This window comes from Pedomonas mirosovicensis (assembly GCF_022569295.1).
Lineage (GTDB): Bacteria > Pseudomonadota > Alphaproteobacteria > Sphingomonadales > Sphingomonadaceae > Pedomonas > Pedomonas mirosovicensis.
In genome coordinates, this window is record NZ_JAKFIA010000001.1 from 383,899 (window position 1) to 399,300 (window position 15,402).

A 15,402-nucleotide genomic window follows, 5' to 3' on the forward strand; every position below is an offset into this window, starting at 1 on the left:
ACTGCGAACTCGGGCACTTTTGCCCTATCGAATTTATGATGACAACGATGTTGACAACCTCTCCGGACCCCCTTAAACGCTCGCCTCGCACTTGAACGCATCAAGACTTTCTTAGCCCCGTGCCCAGGTGGCGGAATTGGTAGACGCACTAGCTTCAGGTGCTAGCGCCTTCACGGGCGTGGAGGTTCGAGTCCTCTCCTGGGCACCATCGCTTCTCACAGAAGAAGCGCTTCGCTGAGAAAGATTTCCCCGCCCGGCGGGCCCCGCTCAGGCAGCGATTTTCCAGCTAAAAAAGATTTCAGTAAGGCCCAAACCGGCAAGCAGCAGCGCTTTGCTGGTGCTTCGCCTTGCATCCGCCAAATCGACACGCGGCGTTGCAGCCGATTCGCACCGCCCGATGACGGGCGCGGCCCGATAAGAGCCGGGGTGCAGGGGTCCAGGCTGTGGTGACATTTTAATTATTTGAGCCAGAGCATGATGCTGACAAGCTTTACGAATCCGAGGAAGGTGGCGGCGAGCTTGTCGTAGCGGGTGGCGATGCGCCGCCATTGCTTGAGCTTGGCGAAGAAGCCCTCGATGCCCCATCGCTGTTTGTAGGCAAAGCGGTCATAGCCATGCTGGCATCTGCGGTGCCGGCGCGGCGGGATGACCGGACTGCCGCCCTGTTCGCGGACGAGGTCATAGACGCAGTCGGCATCATAGGCGCGGTCGCCCAGAACCAGCAGCGCGTGCAGGCCGTACAGCAGCTCGCAGGCCGGGGTCATGTCGCTCTGCTGACCCGGACCAAGGGCGAAGCGGACCGGCAGGCCCAGCGCGTCAACTACGGCATGGATCTTGGTCCCGAAACCGCTACAGGAGCGGCCAAGAGCCTGGGCTTGCGGTCCCCCCTTTTTTTGGCGCCCGCCCGCCGCCTGAGCTTGAGCGCGGACCACCGTGGCGTCGATCGCCAGCCACTCCATGTCCGGGTCCGAGGCCACCGCCTCGAAGATGCGATCAAATACGCCCTGCTCGATCCAGCGGTAATAGCGCCTCTTGACCGTCTGGTAGGGGCCAAAACGATCCTCCGGCAGATCGCGCCAGCGTGCCCCCGAGCGCGCCAGCCACAGCAGCGCATCGAAGAACCGCCGCCCGTCGCTGCGCGGACCGCGTTTGCCCTTGCGGCCGCCGGGCACAAACGCGCGCAGCCGCTCCCACTGATCGTCCCGAAGAACCTCGCCTTCCACACCAGCCTCCATCAGCCAGCCGTGAACCACGCCTCCCGAAACGCATCACCTCCTAAAATGTCACCGCAGCCCAAGACCCCTGCAAAAAACCCTTATCGAATCACACGACTCACTCCGCCTTGAAGTGCAGCACGCCGCCGCCGCTGGGAGCGAGCTTGAGCGTGAGCGGCGACCGGTCGCCCCCGCCCAGCTTGCGCCGGTCGATCTTCAGCGCGGTGGGCTTGTCGCCGTCCGTCCAGCTGGTGAGTGCGTAGCCGCCCTTGCCGAGGAAGGTCAGCGGCACCTCGACGGCGCGGCCCTCTTCGTTAGTCATCGCGCCGACGAACCAGTCCTTCCCCTTGCGGCGGGCGACGACGATGTACTGGCCGATCTCGCCGCCCAGCACGCGGATCTCATCCCAGGTGGTCGGCACAAGGGAGATGAAGTCCAGCCCCGGCTGGCCGCGCAGGTTGTCCGGGCTGTCGGCAACGATACCCATGGGGCTGTCGTAGACCACATACATGGCCAGCCCCTGCCCGCGCGTCGTCTGCACCATGGGCGGCGCGTTGCGGATGGTGAAGTCTTCGGGGCGCACGTTGAGGAAACCGCCCGGCGTATAGTCCATCGGCCCCAGCAGCATGCGGGTGTAGGCCAGCATCACGTTGTGGCCGGCGGTGATGCGGCGGGTCCACTTGTTGTATTCCGCGCCCAGCACGCCTTCCTGCGTCAGGTAGTGCGGGTAGGTGCGGATGAGCCCCGTCGGCTTGTAGGCGCCGTGCAGGTTCACCATCAGCTTATGCTTGGCCGTCTGGGTGAGCACCTTGTGATACCAGTCGACGATCTCCTGGTCCGAGCGGTCCATGAAGTCGACCTTGATGCCCTTGATGCCCAGTTTCTCGTAGAGCGTCAGCGCCTCTTCCATCTGGGCGTCGAGCGCCTGCCAGTTGAGCCACAGCCACAGGCCGACGCCCTTCTTACGGCCGTATTCCACCAGCATCGGCAGGTTGATCTCAGGGATGGTGCGGGTCACGTCCACGCCCGGCCGCACCGTGCCGCCGCCGCCCGCGCCGGCGTACCAGCCCTCGTCGATGAGCATGTATTCAAGGCCCGCCTCGGCGGCGAAATCGATGTAGGCCTTGATGGTCGCGTTGTTCATGCCGGCCTTGGGCACGCTGGCCAGCGTCGGGCCGTTCCACCAGTCCCACGCCGCCTTGCCCGGCTTCACCCAGGAGAAGTCGAGCGCCGGGTCGGGATCGGGGTTGAGGTTGGTGATGAGGGTCGATTCGATCAGCTTGCCTGGGGTGTCGCCCAGCATCACCACCCGCCACGGAGATTCGATATCGGAGCCGATGCGGGTGCGGACGGCCACCTTGCGGTCTTCCTGCCGGGGCGTTAGGCGCACCTGCGCGCCGAGGCCGCCGTCATCCCGTCCTTGCAGATACATGCCCGAGTAATTCTTCAGGTCGGCCTCGGTGAGGGCGAAGGTGGTCTGGCCCTCCTTGGTGCGGCACACCAGCGGCGGTTCATAGAGGTTGTGCGGCCGCAGGTGCGATGCCTGAACGGGATCGTATTCGCCCTCGTGCGCCGTGTCGTAGCGGCCAAGGTTCAGGCCCCAGCAGGAATAGTCCTTCGGGAAGTCGAACTCGGTCACTTCGCTGCGGATGTTCACCGCCTCCAGGCCCGGCTGCACCGGCAGGCGGTAGCGGAAGGCCGCGCCGTCATCATAGGCGCGGAAGACCAGCTGCAGCGTGCGGCCTGCTTCGCCTGTTTCCTTCAGGTCGACCACCAGCTCGTTGTAGTGGTCCCGCGCGGTGCTCACCTTGCCCGCCACCAGCGTATAGGTCTTGTCGGCCGAACGCCGCTTGGAGCCCGTTACCGCAAGGCCGGTGGCAAGCCGCCCGCCCTTGTCGAGGTTCAGCCCCAGGGGCGAGGGGGCGATGATCGGATGGCCGTTGAACGATACGGCGTAGGTGGGCTGCTGCTCCGCGTTGGCATCCAGCACAATTTCCACGCGACCGTCGGGCGAGGCGAGCTTCAGCGCCTCCGCTTGCGCCGCAAACGGCAGGCCAGCCGCCGCAAGAATAAGAAAAGCTCCAAGCTTCCGCTGTCCCAGCGCGGTTGCGACACGCATTCATCACTCCCCGACTTACAAATAAAATGTCACGTCGGGTGTAATGACTTTACCTTAAATTGCAAACCCTCCCTCGGGCAGGGCGTCAGAAGGGGCCTGCCTTCAGGACATGGGATTGGGCGGCGCGGCCGGTTCGCCCGGCAGGGGGATGAACTCCTGGTTGTCCAGGTCGGGCAGTTTCATGCGGCCCGCGCGCCAGTCAGCCTTGGCCTGCTCGATGCGCTCCCTGGACGAGGAGACGAAATTCCACTCGATATAGCGCGGGCCGATCGGCTCGCCCGCCAGCAGCATGATGATGGCCGGTTCCGCAGCCGCAAGCGTCACCGGCTGGCGCGGGGTGAACACCAGCATCTGGCCCGCGCCATAGCGGCGGCCATCCACCTCGACGCTGCCCGAGGCAATGTAGGCCGCCCGCTCGGCATAGTCGTCCGGCACGGCGGCGCGCGCGCCCGCGTCCATGACCAGATGCACATAGGCCATGGGCGAGAAGGTGCTCACCCCCGCCTTAAGGCCAAAGGCCTCGCCCGCCACCACCCGGCCCCACACGCCGTCCTCCTGCCACACCGGCAGGTCCGCGCCGCCCACATGCTCGAAGCCGGGTTCGGTTTCTTCATGCGCTTCGGGCAGCGCCACCCAGGCCTGGATGCCATCCATGGGTCCGCCCTCGCGCCGGGCCCTCTCGAAGCGCTCGCTGTGGGTGATGCCGCGTCCGGCGGTCATCCAGTTCACCTCACCGGGGCGGATGGGCTGCTCCGTCCCCAGGCTGTCGCGGTGCATGATCTCGCCCTCGAACAGGTAGGTGATGGTGGACAGCCCGATGTGCGGGTGCGGCCGCACGTCGACGCTGCGGGGCAGCCCTGCCGGAAACTCCACCGGCCCCATGCGGTCGAAGAAGATGAACGGCCCCACCATGCGCCGCTTCGCATAGGGCAGCACCCGCCCTACCTCGAAGCCGCCCAGGTCCCGGCACCGCTGTTCGATCGCCAGCTCGATCATATGAGGTCTCCTCTCCTCGCCGCATGTGGCGACAACGCATTGCGCCGCGCCATGGTGGCCTGTCTCGCGCCGCGCGGCAATGCCGTGCTTGCCCCGGTCCGGGGAACCGGCGCGTCCGGCAATGCGCTTCCCTCCGCGGGCAGGCGGAACTACCTTCTCATCGGTTCCCAAACGCAGCTTCGAACTTCAGGGAGGTCAGCATGATCCGCAAGGCACGCGCCGTCTGGCGCGGTACGGGCAAGGAGGGCACCGGCGCGCTTACCACGGACTCAGGGGTCCTGAACGGCACCGCCTACTCCTTCCGCACCCGCTTTGAGAATGGCGAAGGCACCAACCCGGAGGAGCTGATCGCAGCTGCCCATGCCGGCTGCTTCACCATGGCCCTCGCCTTCCAGCTTCAGAACGCGGGCGTCACGCCCACTGAACTGACCACCGAAGCGGCGGTAACGCTGGAGAAGGAGGGAGAAGGCTTCAAGGTCAGCCGCTCGGCCCTCACGCTGACCGCCGACGTGCCGGGCATCGAGCGCGCACAGTTCGACGAGCTGGCGAACAAGGCCAAGGCGGGCTGCCCCATCTCCAAGCTGCTGAACGCCGAGATCACGCTCGACGCCACGCTTAAGTAGCCTGCGCCTCTTCCGGCCGTTCGGCCCAGGGAGCGGAGGCGAAGCGGCGGGCGAGGAAGTCGATGAGCACGGACACCCGGGCCGGGCGCAGCCCACCCGGGGGCGTGACGATGTAGAGGCTGATGGGCGGCAGCGACCAGTCGGGCAGCACCACCTCCATCTTGCCCTCGTGCAGCTCGCGCCACATCAGGAACTCCGGCAGCACGGCCAGCCCCAGCCCGGCGCAGAGCGCCGGCAGCATGGCATCGGCGTTGTTGATCCGCAGCGGGCCCGACAGGCTGACGCTGTATTCCCCCTCCCTTGGATGGTGGAAGTGCCAGACATAGGGTGTGGACAGATAAGTATAGATGAGCGCCCGGTGCGATTGCAGGTCGCGCGGATGCTGGGGCCGGCCGTGCTGGTCGAAGTAGGCGGGCGATGCCGCCACCATGCGCCGCACCGCGCACAGGCGTCGTACCCTGAGGGATGAGTCCGGCAGCGCCGCGATCCGCAGACCAAGATCAAACCCACCGCCCACCAGATCGACCGTCTGGTCGCTGAGGTGCAGGTCTATCTCCACATCCGGATAGGTTTTCAGAAATTCCGGCAGCAGCGGCGCCAGATGCTGCACGCCGAAGGTCATGGGCGCAGCCATGCGAACCAGCCCGCGCGGCGTGGCGGACTGCATCATGGCCTCGGCTTCCGCCGCCTCGCCCTCCGCCAGGATCTGCGCCGCGCGCGGCAGGGCGGCCCGGCCGCTCTCGCTCAGCGACAGCCGCCGCGAGGTGCGGTGGAACAGGCTGGCGCCCAGCCGCTCCTCCAGCCGCGATACCGCCTTGGAAACGGTGGGCTTGGACAGCCCCAGGTCAAGGGCGGCGCGGGCAAAGGAGCCGGTTTCCGCCACCTTGGCGAAGATGGCCCAGGCTTCGAAGTCAGGCAGGCGCGACATGCGAAAATCCGGAAATGCCAAAATGCAGAAACGCAAAAATTTGGAAACGATGGTTTTCAACCATTTCTATTTTGAAATCCGTTCTGCCCCTTATCTTGCACTCAAGCAAGCCCTTCAGCGACAGAGGAGCTGAAATCATGATCGACATTCGCCCATTCAGCAGCCTCGGCCACGCCAACCATGGCTGGCTCGATGCCCGGCATCACTTCTCGTTCTCCCGCTACTTCGATCCGGCCCGCATGGGCTGGGGCAAGCTCCGGGTCTGGAATGATGATGCCATCGCGGCCAACTCGGGCTTTCCACCCCATCCGCACGCCGACATGGAAATCATCACCTATGTCCGCACCGGGGCCATCACCCACGAGGACAGCCAGGGCAACCACGGCCGCACCGAAGCGGGTGACGTGCAGGTGATGGCCGCCGGCACCGGCATCGTTCATTCCGAATACAATCTGGAGGCCGAGACCACGACGCTGTTCCAGATCTGGATCGAGACGGACAAGCCCGGCGCCACCCCGTCGTGGGGCGCCAAGCCTTTCCCCAAGGGCGAGCGGGCCGGCCGCCTTGCGGTGCTGGCCAGCGGTTTCGAGGAGGATACGGACGCCCTGCCCATCAACGCCCACGCCCGCGTGCTCGGCGCGACCCTGAAGGCGGGCGAGACGGCGGATTATGGCCTGGGCGCTGGCCGCCACGCCTATCTCGTGCCCGCCGTCGGCACGGTGGAGGTGAACGGCGTCAAGATCAACACCCGCGACGGCGCAGCGATCAAGGACGAGGAGACGATCCGCATTACCGCCCTTGAGGACGCCGAGATCGTGCTGGTCGATGCCGCGTAGGCGGCAAGGCTAATACCCCCGCGTAGGCGGCAAGAGCAATGCCCCCGCGTAGGCGGTCTGCCAAGTCTTTCAGTTGCGTTGCGTTTCATTGAAACAGGTGGAGTTGGAGATTACCCATGAGCAAAGTGCTCGTTCTGTACTACTCGTCCTACGGACATATTGAGACAATGGCCCAGGCGATCGCCGAGGGCGCGCGCGAAGCGGGTGCCACGGTCGATATCAAGCGGGTGCCGGAACTGGTTCCGGACGAGGTGGCGCGGAACGCTCACTTCAAGCTCGACCAGGAAGCGCCCATTGCCACGGTCGCGGACCTGGAGAAATATGACGCCATCATCATCGGCACGCCCACCCGCTTCGGGCGCCTCGCCTCGCAGATGGCCAGCTTCCTCGATCAGGCGGGCGGCCTGTGGGCGCGCGGGGCGCTGAACGGCAAGGTGGGCGCGGTGTTCACCTCCACCGCAACCCAGCATGGCGGCCAGGAGATGACGCTGTTCTCCGTCATCCCGACGCTGCTGCACTTCGGCATGGTGGTGGTGGGCCTGCCCTACAGCTTCCAGGGTCAGACGCGGATGGACGAGATCACCGGCGGGAGCCCCTATGGCGCCACCACGCTGGCCGCCGGCGACGGCTCGCGCAAGCCGAGCGAGTCCGAGCTGGAGGGCGCCCGCTTCCAGGGCCGCCACGTGGCGGAGGTCGCCAACCGCCTGTTCGGCTGACCGGCATCACCCGCACATATGACCGGACAAGGCGGGGCCGCCACGGCTGCCCCGCCTTTTTCCTGTTCCAGGCGTGTCACAGTTACGCCGAACGCTGCAAAAAATTTGGCGAACGGGCCCGTCTGCGGCGCGTTTAACCATTGGCCTTCGCTTCTGAAATCGCTAAGCCTCCGCCATGGCAATCTATCTTCATGAAGGCGATCTGCCGGACGGTGTCCTGACCGACGGCGCGATCGCGGTTGACACTGAAACGCTGGGCCTGGTGCCGTTGCGTGACCGGCTGTGCCTTGTCCAGCTTTCCGATGGCCAGGGTGACGAGCACCTGGTGCGGTTCCGCCCTGGCCAGTACGACGCGCCGAACCTCAAGCGCCTGCTGGAAAATCCGAACCAGTTGAAGCTCTTCCACTTCGCCCGCTTCGATCTGGCGGTGCTGCGCCATTATCTGGGCGTGACCGTCCAGCCGGTCTACTGCACCAAGATCGCCTCCAAGCTCACCCGGACCTATACCGACCGCCACGGCCTCAAGGACTTGGTGCGGGAAATGCTGGGCGTCGATATCTCCAAGCAGCAGCAGTCCTCCGACTGGGGCGCGGACGTGCTGTCCGATGCCCAGAAGGAATACGCCGCCGGCGACGTGCGCTACCTGCACCGCCTGAAGGCGGTTCTGGACACGCGGCTGGCGCGCGAGGGCCGGACGGAACTGGCGCAGGCCTGCTTCACCTTCCTGCCCTACCGCGCCGAACTGGATCTGCTCGGCTGGCCCGAAACCGACATCTTTGCTCACGCGTGACGCTGAAGCCTCCCCCTCTTCCCGAATGGCGCGCCGGAGCCATGCGCGGCCCGAAGGTTGGCGGGCGGTACGACCGCTTCGTCAAGGTGATGCGGGTCGCCATGCCGGCTGCTTCGGTGGTGCTGCTGCTGGCCGTTCTGGTCTGGCCGCTCATCAGCGGGCAGGAGATGTCGTTCGTGCTGTCGAAGGACCGGGTGGAGGTCAGCCCGGAGCGGCTGCGTATGGAATCGCCGCACTACCGGGGAACGGATGCGCGTGGCCGGCCCTTTGAGATTACGGCTCGTCGCGCCGTACAGCGCACCTCGGCGACGCCGATCGTGGAGCTGGTGGACGTGGCCGCGCGGATGACCATGTCGAACGACGTGGTGCATGTCGAGGCCAAGAAGGGCAGCTACGACCTCGATCAGGAACAGTTGCGGGTCACGGGACCACTGGTGCTGACAACCGACCGCGGCTATCACCTCACCACGCGAGACGCTGTCGTGGACTTGCCGTCGAAGACCGCCTACGGGTCGGACGGCGTTGAAGGCAGGGGTCCCCTCGGGGAATTCCGGGCGCAGCGGTTCCGCGCCAATATCGATGCCGAGACGGTGGTCTTCGAGGGCGGCACGCACATGCGGATCACGCCGCGGTCGTAAAGGAAAGAGGGCAGACATGCGCTGGTGGCTGGCAGGCTTGGCCGCAATGGCCGCACTGGGGGTTGAGGCAACCCCACAGAACGTCTTCGCACAGGACATCTCAGCCCTGCGCCGCCACGACACGGACGCCACGATCGATGTGGACGCCGACCGCTTCGAGGTGCGCGACCGGGAGAACATCGCCGTCTTCCAGGGCAACGTGAAGGTGAATCAGGCCAACCTGACGCTCGAGGCCAACACGGTGCGCGTCTACTACGACCGTGCACAAAACAACGATCTGGCCATCCTGCGGATCGATGCCAACGGCAATGTCCAGCTCACCTCTCCGTCCGAGCGGGCGCTGGGCAACTATGGCATCTACGATGTCAAGCAGCGGCAGATCACGCTTGTCGGCAACGTGCGTCTCATCAAGGGCGAGTCCACCTTGAATGGCGACCGCCTGCAGGTAAATCTGGACTCGGGCGTCATACGTCTCAATGGCGCCCCGACCCAGGCTGGCCAATCCAGCGGCCGCGTAACGGGCCGCTTCGTTGTGCCGCCGCGCGAGGATCAGCGCTAGGCTGCCGTGTAGACGTGGGCAAACCGCCCATTGCGCCTTTCCTTCCAGCTGGCTCATGCATATTCTGGGCCAGCTTGGGCGGCTGCAACACCAATTGTTAAATGTAATGCTTTAGCCACGACTCAAGGCGACGGTGAATCATGACAGACGGCACTCTCGGCACGGACCTTCAACCCGACGCGGCGGACATCGCCACGGCGGAACAGACCGGCCTGCACGTCGTCTCCATCGCCAAGTCCTATGACAGCCGCGCCGTCCTCAGGGACGTCTCGCTTTCGGTCCACCGCGGCGAGGTGGTGGGCCTGCTCGGCCCCAACGGCGCGGGCAAGACCACCTGCTTCTATTCCATCATGGGGCTGGTACTGCCGGACCACGGCCGCATCATGCTGAACGGGCTGGATATCACCCGCCTGCCCATGTACCGCCGCGCCGGGCTCGGCCTTGGCTACCTGCCGCAGGAAACCTCCATCTTCCGCGGCCTCACGGTTGAGGAGAACATCCTCGCCGTGCTCGAGGTGGTGGTGAAGGACCGCGACGAGCGCATGGCCCGGCTCGACCAGCTGCTGGAGGAGTTCTCCATCACCCGCCTGCGGAAATCCCCGGCGCTTGCGCTGTCCGGCGGCGAGCGGCGGCGCGTGGAGATCGCCCGGGCGCTGGCGGCCGCGCCGTCCATCATGCTGCTGGACGAGCCGTTCGCCGGCATCGACCCCATTTCCATCGCCGACATCCGCGAGCTGGTCGCCCACCTGAAGGACCGGGATATCGGCGTGCTCATTACCGACCATAATGTGCGCGAGACCCTGGATATCGTCGACCGCGCGTGCATCATCTATGATGGCAAGGTGCTGTTCGAGGGTACGCCCGATGCCCTTGTCGCCGATCCTCAGGTTCGCCGCGTTTATCTTGGCGAACATTTCTCGCTCTAGCAGAAGGGAAAAACCGCTCCCCCATGGTTCTGGGACCCCGCCTCGATCTCCGCCAAGGCCAGCAGCTGGTGATGACTCCCCAGCTGCAGCAGGCGATCAAGCTCCTGGCGCTCACGAACCTGGAACTGGAGAGCTTCATTGCCGCCGAGGTAGAGAAGAATCCGCTGCTCGAGGCCTCCGACAACGACGGCGATGGGCCTGATGGCGGGCCGGATGACATCCCCCTGGAAGCCGACGGCGCGGACGGAGGCGACTCTGCCCTCGACGGGGACCTGCTCGACGGAGGCGCCGACGTCCCTACCGCCGATGCCCTGCTGGACGGCGCCATGGCGAACGGAAACGACTCGCCTCTCGACATCGATATCGATTCCGAAATCTACCATCACGACAGCGCGAGCGACCGCATGTCCGATGGCGCGGCGGATGGCGGGCTCGAGTCCTCCCTCAGCCTTAGCAGCCAGGGCTCCATGTCCGGTGGCCAGCCGGACGAAGACCTGCCCGGCATCGACGGCCTCCTGATCGATAACCGCAGCCTGACGGATCATCTGCACGATCAGGCCCGCGCCGCCTTCCGCGATCCCCAGTCGCTGGCCATCGCCACCTACCTCATCGATCTGGTGGACGACGCCGGTTACCTCAGCGAGCCGGTGGAGGAAGTCGCCGCGCGCCTTGGCGCTTCGCTCGCGCAGGCTCTTGGCGTCCTCAAGGTGCTCCAGACCTTCGAGCCGGCCGGCGTCTGCGCCCGGTCGCTGGGCGAGTGCCTCAAGATTCAGGCCCGCGAGGCGGACCGGCTCGACCCCGCCATGGAAGCCCTGCTCGATAACCTCGATGTGCTGGCCAAGGGCGACCTCGCCGCGCTGCGCCGCATCTGCGGGGTGGACCAGGAAGACCTGGCCGACATGATTCAGGAGCTGCGCGGCTACAACCCCAAGCCCGGCCTCGCCTTCGGCTCGGAGAGCGCCCAGACGGTGGTGCCCGACATCTTCGTGCGCCGCATGTCCGCCGGCGGCTGGGGCGTGGAGCTGAACACCGCCACCCTGCCGCGGGTGCTGGTGAACCGCACCTACTATGCCGAGCTTAGCACCCGCGCCTCCAAGGCCGAGCGCCTGTTCCTGTCCGAATGCCTCCAGTCCGCCAACTGGCTGGTCAAGGCGCTGGACCAACGCGCCCGCACCATCCTCAAGGTGGCGACCGAGCTGGTGCGCCAGCAGGAAGAGTTCTTCGAGCAAGGGGTCAAGGCCCTGAAGCCGCTCAACCTCAAGCACATCGCAGAGGCCATCGGCATGCACGAATCGACCGTCTCGCGTGTGACGGCCAACAAGTTCCTCGCCTGTCAGCGGGGCGTTTTCGAGCTGAAGTATTTCTTCACCTCGGCCATTCAATCCGCCGACGGGGGCGATGCCCACTCGGCGGAAGCCGTGAAGCAGCGGATTAAGGAACTGATCGATCAGGAGAAACCCGACGCCATCCTGTCCGACGACAAGCTGGTGGAAATCCTGGTCGCGGAAAAGTTCGACATCGCCCGCCGCACGGTGGCAAAATATCGCGAAGCACTGAAAATCCCTTCAAGCGTTCAACGCCGTAGGCTCAAGATGCTTGAAGCTGGTCAACGGATGAACGGTCGCTAAGGAGCGTTTCGCAGCAAGGCGCATTCCTTTCGGGGACGGCCTTGCAAGATCTCCCGACCGTCACGACATCCCTTTTAAGGGGGTGGCCATTAACGAGCGGCCACCACCCTCCGCAGAGGTGCGGCCCGGCGTTTTCAGGGAGGGGCCGTTACCTAAGGACCAACCAAGGAGAGTGCTATGGACATTCGCGTCTCTGGTCATCAGGTCGATGTGGGCGATGCCTTTCGAACCCATGTGGAAGAACGACTTAATCAAATGGCCGAGAAGTACTTTCCCCGAGCTATCAGCGCGACTGTCACCCTGGCCCGAGAAGCGCGCGGACACGGCTTCCACCTTGATTGCCAGATGTACCTCCGTCAGGGCGTGTTCCTGAAAGCCGAAGCGACCGACTTCGATCCCTATGTCGCCTTCAACTTCACGGCGGACCGGCTCGAGAAGCAGCTGCGGCGTTACAAGCGGCGGCTGAAGGATAACCACAACGGCGTGGACCGTACCGACATGGGCCTCGCCACCGCCAACTACACCATTCTCCAGCCACGCCCCGAGGAGGAAGAAGCGGAGGAGGAGCACCCGGTCATCGTCGCCGAGACCCAGGAGCACATCCCCGAAGTTTCGGTTTCCGATGCCGTGATGCTCATGGATATGCGCCAGGCACCGGCATTGCTTTTCCGAAATGCTGGCAATGGCCAGCTGGCTATGGTCTATCGTCGCACAGACGGTAATATTGGTTGGGTAGAACCCCATGCACAGCGTCAGGCGGAGCCGGCCTGATCCGGCCAGCCTGACCGGGATTGCCGACGACGCATGAGGCCGCCCCTTGCGGGCGGGTTTGTTGACGAGCGAGAAAGATTGAAATGGAACTCGCGGATTTGCTTGTCCCCGGCGCCGTTTTCGCCGGTGTGAAAGCTTCTTCGAAAAAACAACTCCTTAGCCATCTCGCGGCACAAGCGAGCAAACTGATCGGCCTGGATGAACGCCGCATTCTGGAAGCGATTCTGGAACGCGAGCGGCTTGGCTCGACCGGTCTGGGCGGAGGCGTTGCCATTCCTCACGCCAAGCTGCCATCCCTGCAATCGGTCGTGGGCCTCTTCATGCAACTGGAGACGCCCATCGATTTCGATTCGCTGGACGGCAAGCCTGTCGATCTGATCTTTCTTCTGCTCGCGCCGGAAGATGCGGGTGCGGAACATCTGCGGGCGCTGGCCAGCGTCTCGCGCCTGTTCCGCGATCAGGCTGCCGTGGCCAAGCTGCGGGGCTCGTCCACAAGCGATGCCCTCTATGCCCTGCTGGCCTCCCACGGCCAGCAAAAGGCCGCCTGACGCGGCTTTCCATCCCGGAAACACAAGAGAAGGCCCGGCTCACCGCCGGGCCTTTTTGTTATCCTATTCTTTTTATTGGTTTTCGCAGGAGGATCTTAACCCTCCTGCACCTCCCTGTCATTTCTGGGCCGTACCCAGCCTCACCGGCACAGCCCCCCGGCAAAGAAAAAAGGGCCGCGCCCTTTTGCCAAGGACACGGCCCTTTCAAACGAACCGGGTGCAGGGGTCCGAGACCCCTGCATACCCCCCTTACTTCACCGGCTGGTAGATCTCCGCGCCCTTCTCGCGGAACTCGCGGGACTTTTCCTCCATGCCGGCCATCGGGTCGAGGCCAGCCACCTCATTCTGCGCGCGGGCAGCGTCGCGGATGTCCTGGCTGATCTTCATGGAGCAGAACTTCGGCCCGCACATGGAGCAGAAGTGGGCAACCTTGTGCGCTTCCTTCGGCAGGGTTTCGTCGTGGAACGAGCGCGCCGTGTCCGGGTCCAGCGAGAGGTTGAACTGGTCTTCCCAGCGGAACTCGAAGCGGGCGCGGCTCAGCGCATCGTCCCGCATCTTGGCGGCCGGGTGGCCCTTGGCGAGGTCCGCCGCGTGCGCCGCGATCTTGTAGGCGATAACGCCATCCTTCACGTCGTTGCGGTCGGGAAGCCCTAAGTGCTCCTTGGGCGTCACGTAGCAGAGCATGGCAGTGCCGAACCAGCCGATCATCGCCGCGCCGATGGCGGAGGTGATGTGGTCGTACCCCGGCGCGATGTCCGTGGTGAGCGGCCCAAGCGTATAGAACGGGGCTTCGCCGCAGGTTTCCAGCTGCTTGTCCATGTTGGCTTTGATCTTGTGCATGGGCACGTGGCCCGGCCCTTCGATCATCACCTGGCAGTCCTTGGCCCAGGCCACCTTGGTCAGCTCGCCCAGCGTCTCCAACTCGCCGAACTGGGCGGCGTCGTTGGCATCCGCGATCGAGCCGGGGCGCAGGCCGTCACCCAGCGAGAAGGAGACATCATACGCCCGCATGATGTCGCAGATCTCATCGAACGCCTCGTAGAGGAAGTTCTCCTTGTGGTGGGCAAGGCACCACTTGGCCATGATGGAGCCGCCGCGGCTGACGATGCCGGTGGTGCGCTCGGCGGTCAGCGGCACATAGGCGAGGCGCACGCCCGCGTGGATGGTGAAATAGTCCACGCCCTGCTCGCACTGCTCGATGAGCGTGTCGCGGAACACTTCCCACGTCAGCTCCTCGGCGATGCCGCCCACCTTCTCCAGCGCCTGATAGATCGGCACCGTGCCGATGGGCACGGGGGAGTTGCGGATGATCCAGTCGCGGATGTTGTGGATGTTGCGGCCGGTGGACAGATCCATGACGTTGTCCGCGCCCCAGCGGATCGCCCACACCAGCTTGTCCACCTCTTCCGCCACCGACGAGGTGACGGCCGAATTACCGATGTTGGCGTTGATCTTCACTAGGAAGTTGCGGCCGATGATCATCGGCTCGGCCTCGGGGTGGTTAATGTTCGACGGGATGATGGCGCGGCCGCGGGCCACCTCGTCGCGCACGAACTCAGGGGTGATGAAGTCGGGGATCTCGGCGCCCATCGGCTGGCCGTCGCGCACCAGCTTGTCCTTCAGCGCCTTGCGGCCCAGGTTCTCGCGGATGGCGATGAATTCCATCTCCGGCGTCACGATCCCGGCGCGGGCGTAGGCCAACTGGGTGACGGCCTTGCCCGCCTTGGCGCGCAGCGGCCGGTGGCGCACCGGGAACTCCGGCACCAGATACTCGCCCGAGGCGAAGCCGTTGTCCTCCGGCTTCACATGGCGGCCATCATAGGCTTCCACGTCCCCGCGCCCCTCGATCCAGGGCGTGCGGATGCGCGGCAGGCCCTTGGTGATGTCGATTGCAATGTCCGGGTCGGTATACGGGCCGGAGGTGTCGTAGACGATGACCGGCGGCTCGTTGGCGCTCGGGTGCAGCGCGATCTCGCGCATCGGCACGCGCATGGCGGCGCAATTCTCGCCACCCACGTAAATCTTGCGCGAGCCCACGATCGGGCCAGTGGTGACGCTCAGTTCCTTTGGTGAAACAGGCTTGTTCATCGGGATCTCCTGGCATTGCCTA

General features: G+C 65.0%; 15 protein-coding genes and 1 tRNA gene. 11 read left to right on the forward strand and 5 right to left on the reverse strand.

Features of this window, described 5'->3' with window-relative positions:
- Positions 1-121 precede the first annotated feature (121 nt).
- A tRNA-Leu gene (locus tag L0C21_RS01820) sits at positions 122-208 on the forward strand.
- A gap of 250 nt (positions 209-458) precedes the next feature.
- Here the strand turns inward: L0C21_RS01820 and L0C21_RS01825 are convergent.
- From L0C21_RS01825 to L0C21_RS01835, 3 genes are all read right to left on the reverse strand, one after another.
- Positions 459-1,223, reverse strand: a complete 765-nt coding sequence (locus L0C21_RS01825) for an IS5 family transposase (protein ID WP_259278790.1) — start codon at positions 1,221-1,223, stop codon at positions 459-461.
- A 109-nt stretch (positions 1,224-1,332) separates the two neighbouring features.
- Positions 1,333-3,333 (reverse strand): glycoside hydrolase family 97 protein, encoded by a 2,001-nt coding sequence (locus L0C21_RS01830; RefSeq protein ID WP_259276746.1) that lies wholly within the window; start codon positions 3,331-3,333, stop codon positions 1,333-1,335.
- A gap of 102 nt (positions 3,334-3,435) precedes the next feature.
- Positions 3,436-4,329, reverse strand: a complete 894-nt coding sequence (locus tag L0C21_RS01835; RefSeq protein WP_259276747.1) for a pirin family protein — start codon at positions 4,327-4,329, stop codon at positions 3,436-3,438.
- Between the two features lie 200 nt (positions 4,330-4,529).
- Between L0C21_RS01835 and L0C21_RS01840 the strand changes: the two genes are divergently transcribed.
- On the forward strand, positions 4,530-4,952 hold the full coding sequence (locus L0C21_RS01840; RefSeq protein WP_259276748.1) for an OsmC family protein: 423 nt from the start codon (positions 4,530-4,532) through the stop codon (positions 4,950-4,952).
- Here L0C21_RS01840 and L0C21_RS01845 read toward each other — a convergent pair.
- Positions 4,945-5,880: a LysR family transcriptional regulator gene (locus L0C21_RS01845; protein ID WP_259276749.1), complete on the reverse strand. Its 936-nt coding sequence runs from the start codon at positions 5,878-5,880 to the stop codon at positions 4,945-4,947. The two genes, L0C21_RS01840 and L0C21_RS01845, sit on opposite strands and share 8 nt — an antisense overlap.
- Before the next feature lie 137 nt (positions 5,881-6,017).
- Here L0C21_RS01845 and L0C21_RS01850 point away from each other — a divergent pair, with 137 nt between their 5' ends.
- The 9 genes from L0C21_RS01850 (at position 6,018) to ptsN (ending at position 13,292) form a co-directional block, all read left to right on the forward strand.
- On the forward strand, positions 6,018-6,716 hold the full coding sequence (locus tag L0C21_RS01850) for a pirin family protein (protein WP_259276750.1): 699 nt from the start codon (positions 6,018-6,020) through the stop codon (positions 6,714-6,716).
- A gap of 116 nt (positions 6,717-6,832) precedes the next feature.
- The gene (wrbA, locus tag L0C21_RS01855; RefSeq protein WP_259276751.1) at positions 6,833-7,432 is read left to right on the forward strand and encodes an NAD(P)H:quinone oxidoreductase; all 600 of its coding nucleotides are present in this window, start codon (positions 6,833-6,835) and stop codon (positions 7,430-7,432) included.
- A gap of 175 nt (positions 7,433-7,607) precedes the next feature.
- Entirely contained in the window at positions 7,608-8,222 is a 615-nt protein-coding gene (locus L0C21_RS01860) for a ribonuclease D (RefSeq protein WP_259276752.1), read from the forward strand.
- 41 nt (positions 8,223-8,263) lie between these two features.
- The gene (gene lptC / locus L0C21_RS01865; RefSeq protein WP_259276753.1) at positions 8,264-8,860 is read left to right on the forward strand and encodes an LPS export ABC transporter periplasmic protein LptC; all 597 of its coding nucleotides are present in this window, start codon (positions 8,264-8,266) and stop codon (positions 8,858-8,860) included.
- Positions 8,861-8,876: 16 nt separating this feature from the next.
- Positions 8,877-9,419, forward strand: coding sequence for an LptA/OstA family protein (locus tag L0C21_RS01870; protein WP_259276754.1), 543 nt, complete (start codon positions 8,877-8,879; stop codon positions 9,417-9,419).
- Between the two features lie 140 nt (positions 9,420-9,559).
- Positions 9,560-10,345 carry an LPS export ABC transporter ATP-binding protein gene (lptB, locus tag L0C21_RS01875; protein WP_259276755.1) on the forward strand — a complete coding sequence of 262 codons (786 nt, stop codon included), beginning with the start codon at positions 9,560-9,562 and terminating at the stop codon, positions 10,343-10,345.
- A gap of 23 nt (positions 10,346-10,368) precedes the next feature.
- On the forward strand, positions 10,369-11,973 hold the full coding sequence (gene rpoN, locus L0C21_RS01880) for an RNA polymerase factor sigma-54 (protein WP_259276756.1): 1,605 nt from the start codon (positions 10,369-10,371) through the stop codon (positions 11,971-11,973).
- A gap of 177 nt (positions 11,974-12,150) precedes the next feature.
- Positions 12,151-12,744 carry a ribosome hibernation-promoting factor, HPF/YfiA family gene (gene hpf, locus L0C21_RS01885; RefSeq protein ID WP_259276757.1) on the forward strand — a complete coding sequence of 198 codons (594 nt, stop codon included), beginning with the start codon at positions 12,151-12,153 and terminating at the stop codon, positions 12,742-12,744.
- Between the two features lie 83 nt (positions 12,745-12,827).
- Positions 12,828-13,292, forward strand: coding sequence for a PTS IIA-like nitrogen regulatory protein PtsN (gene ptsN / locus L0C21_RS01890; RefSeq protein WP_259276758.1), 465 nt, complete (start codon positions 12,828-12,830; stop codon positions 13,290-13,292).
- Between the two features lie 249 nt (positions 13,293-13,541).
- Here ptsN and thiC read toward each other — a convergent pair whose 3' ends face one another.
- On the reverse strand, positions 13,542-15,380 hold the full coding sequence (thiC, locus tag L0C21_RS01895; RefSeq protein WP_259276759.1) for a phosphomethylpyrimidine synthase ThiC: 1,839 nt from the start codon (positions 15,378-15,380) through the stop codon (positions 13,542-13,544).
- Positions 15,381-15,402: the final 22 nt, after the last annotated feature.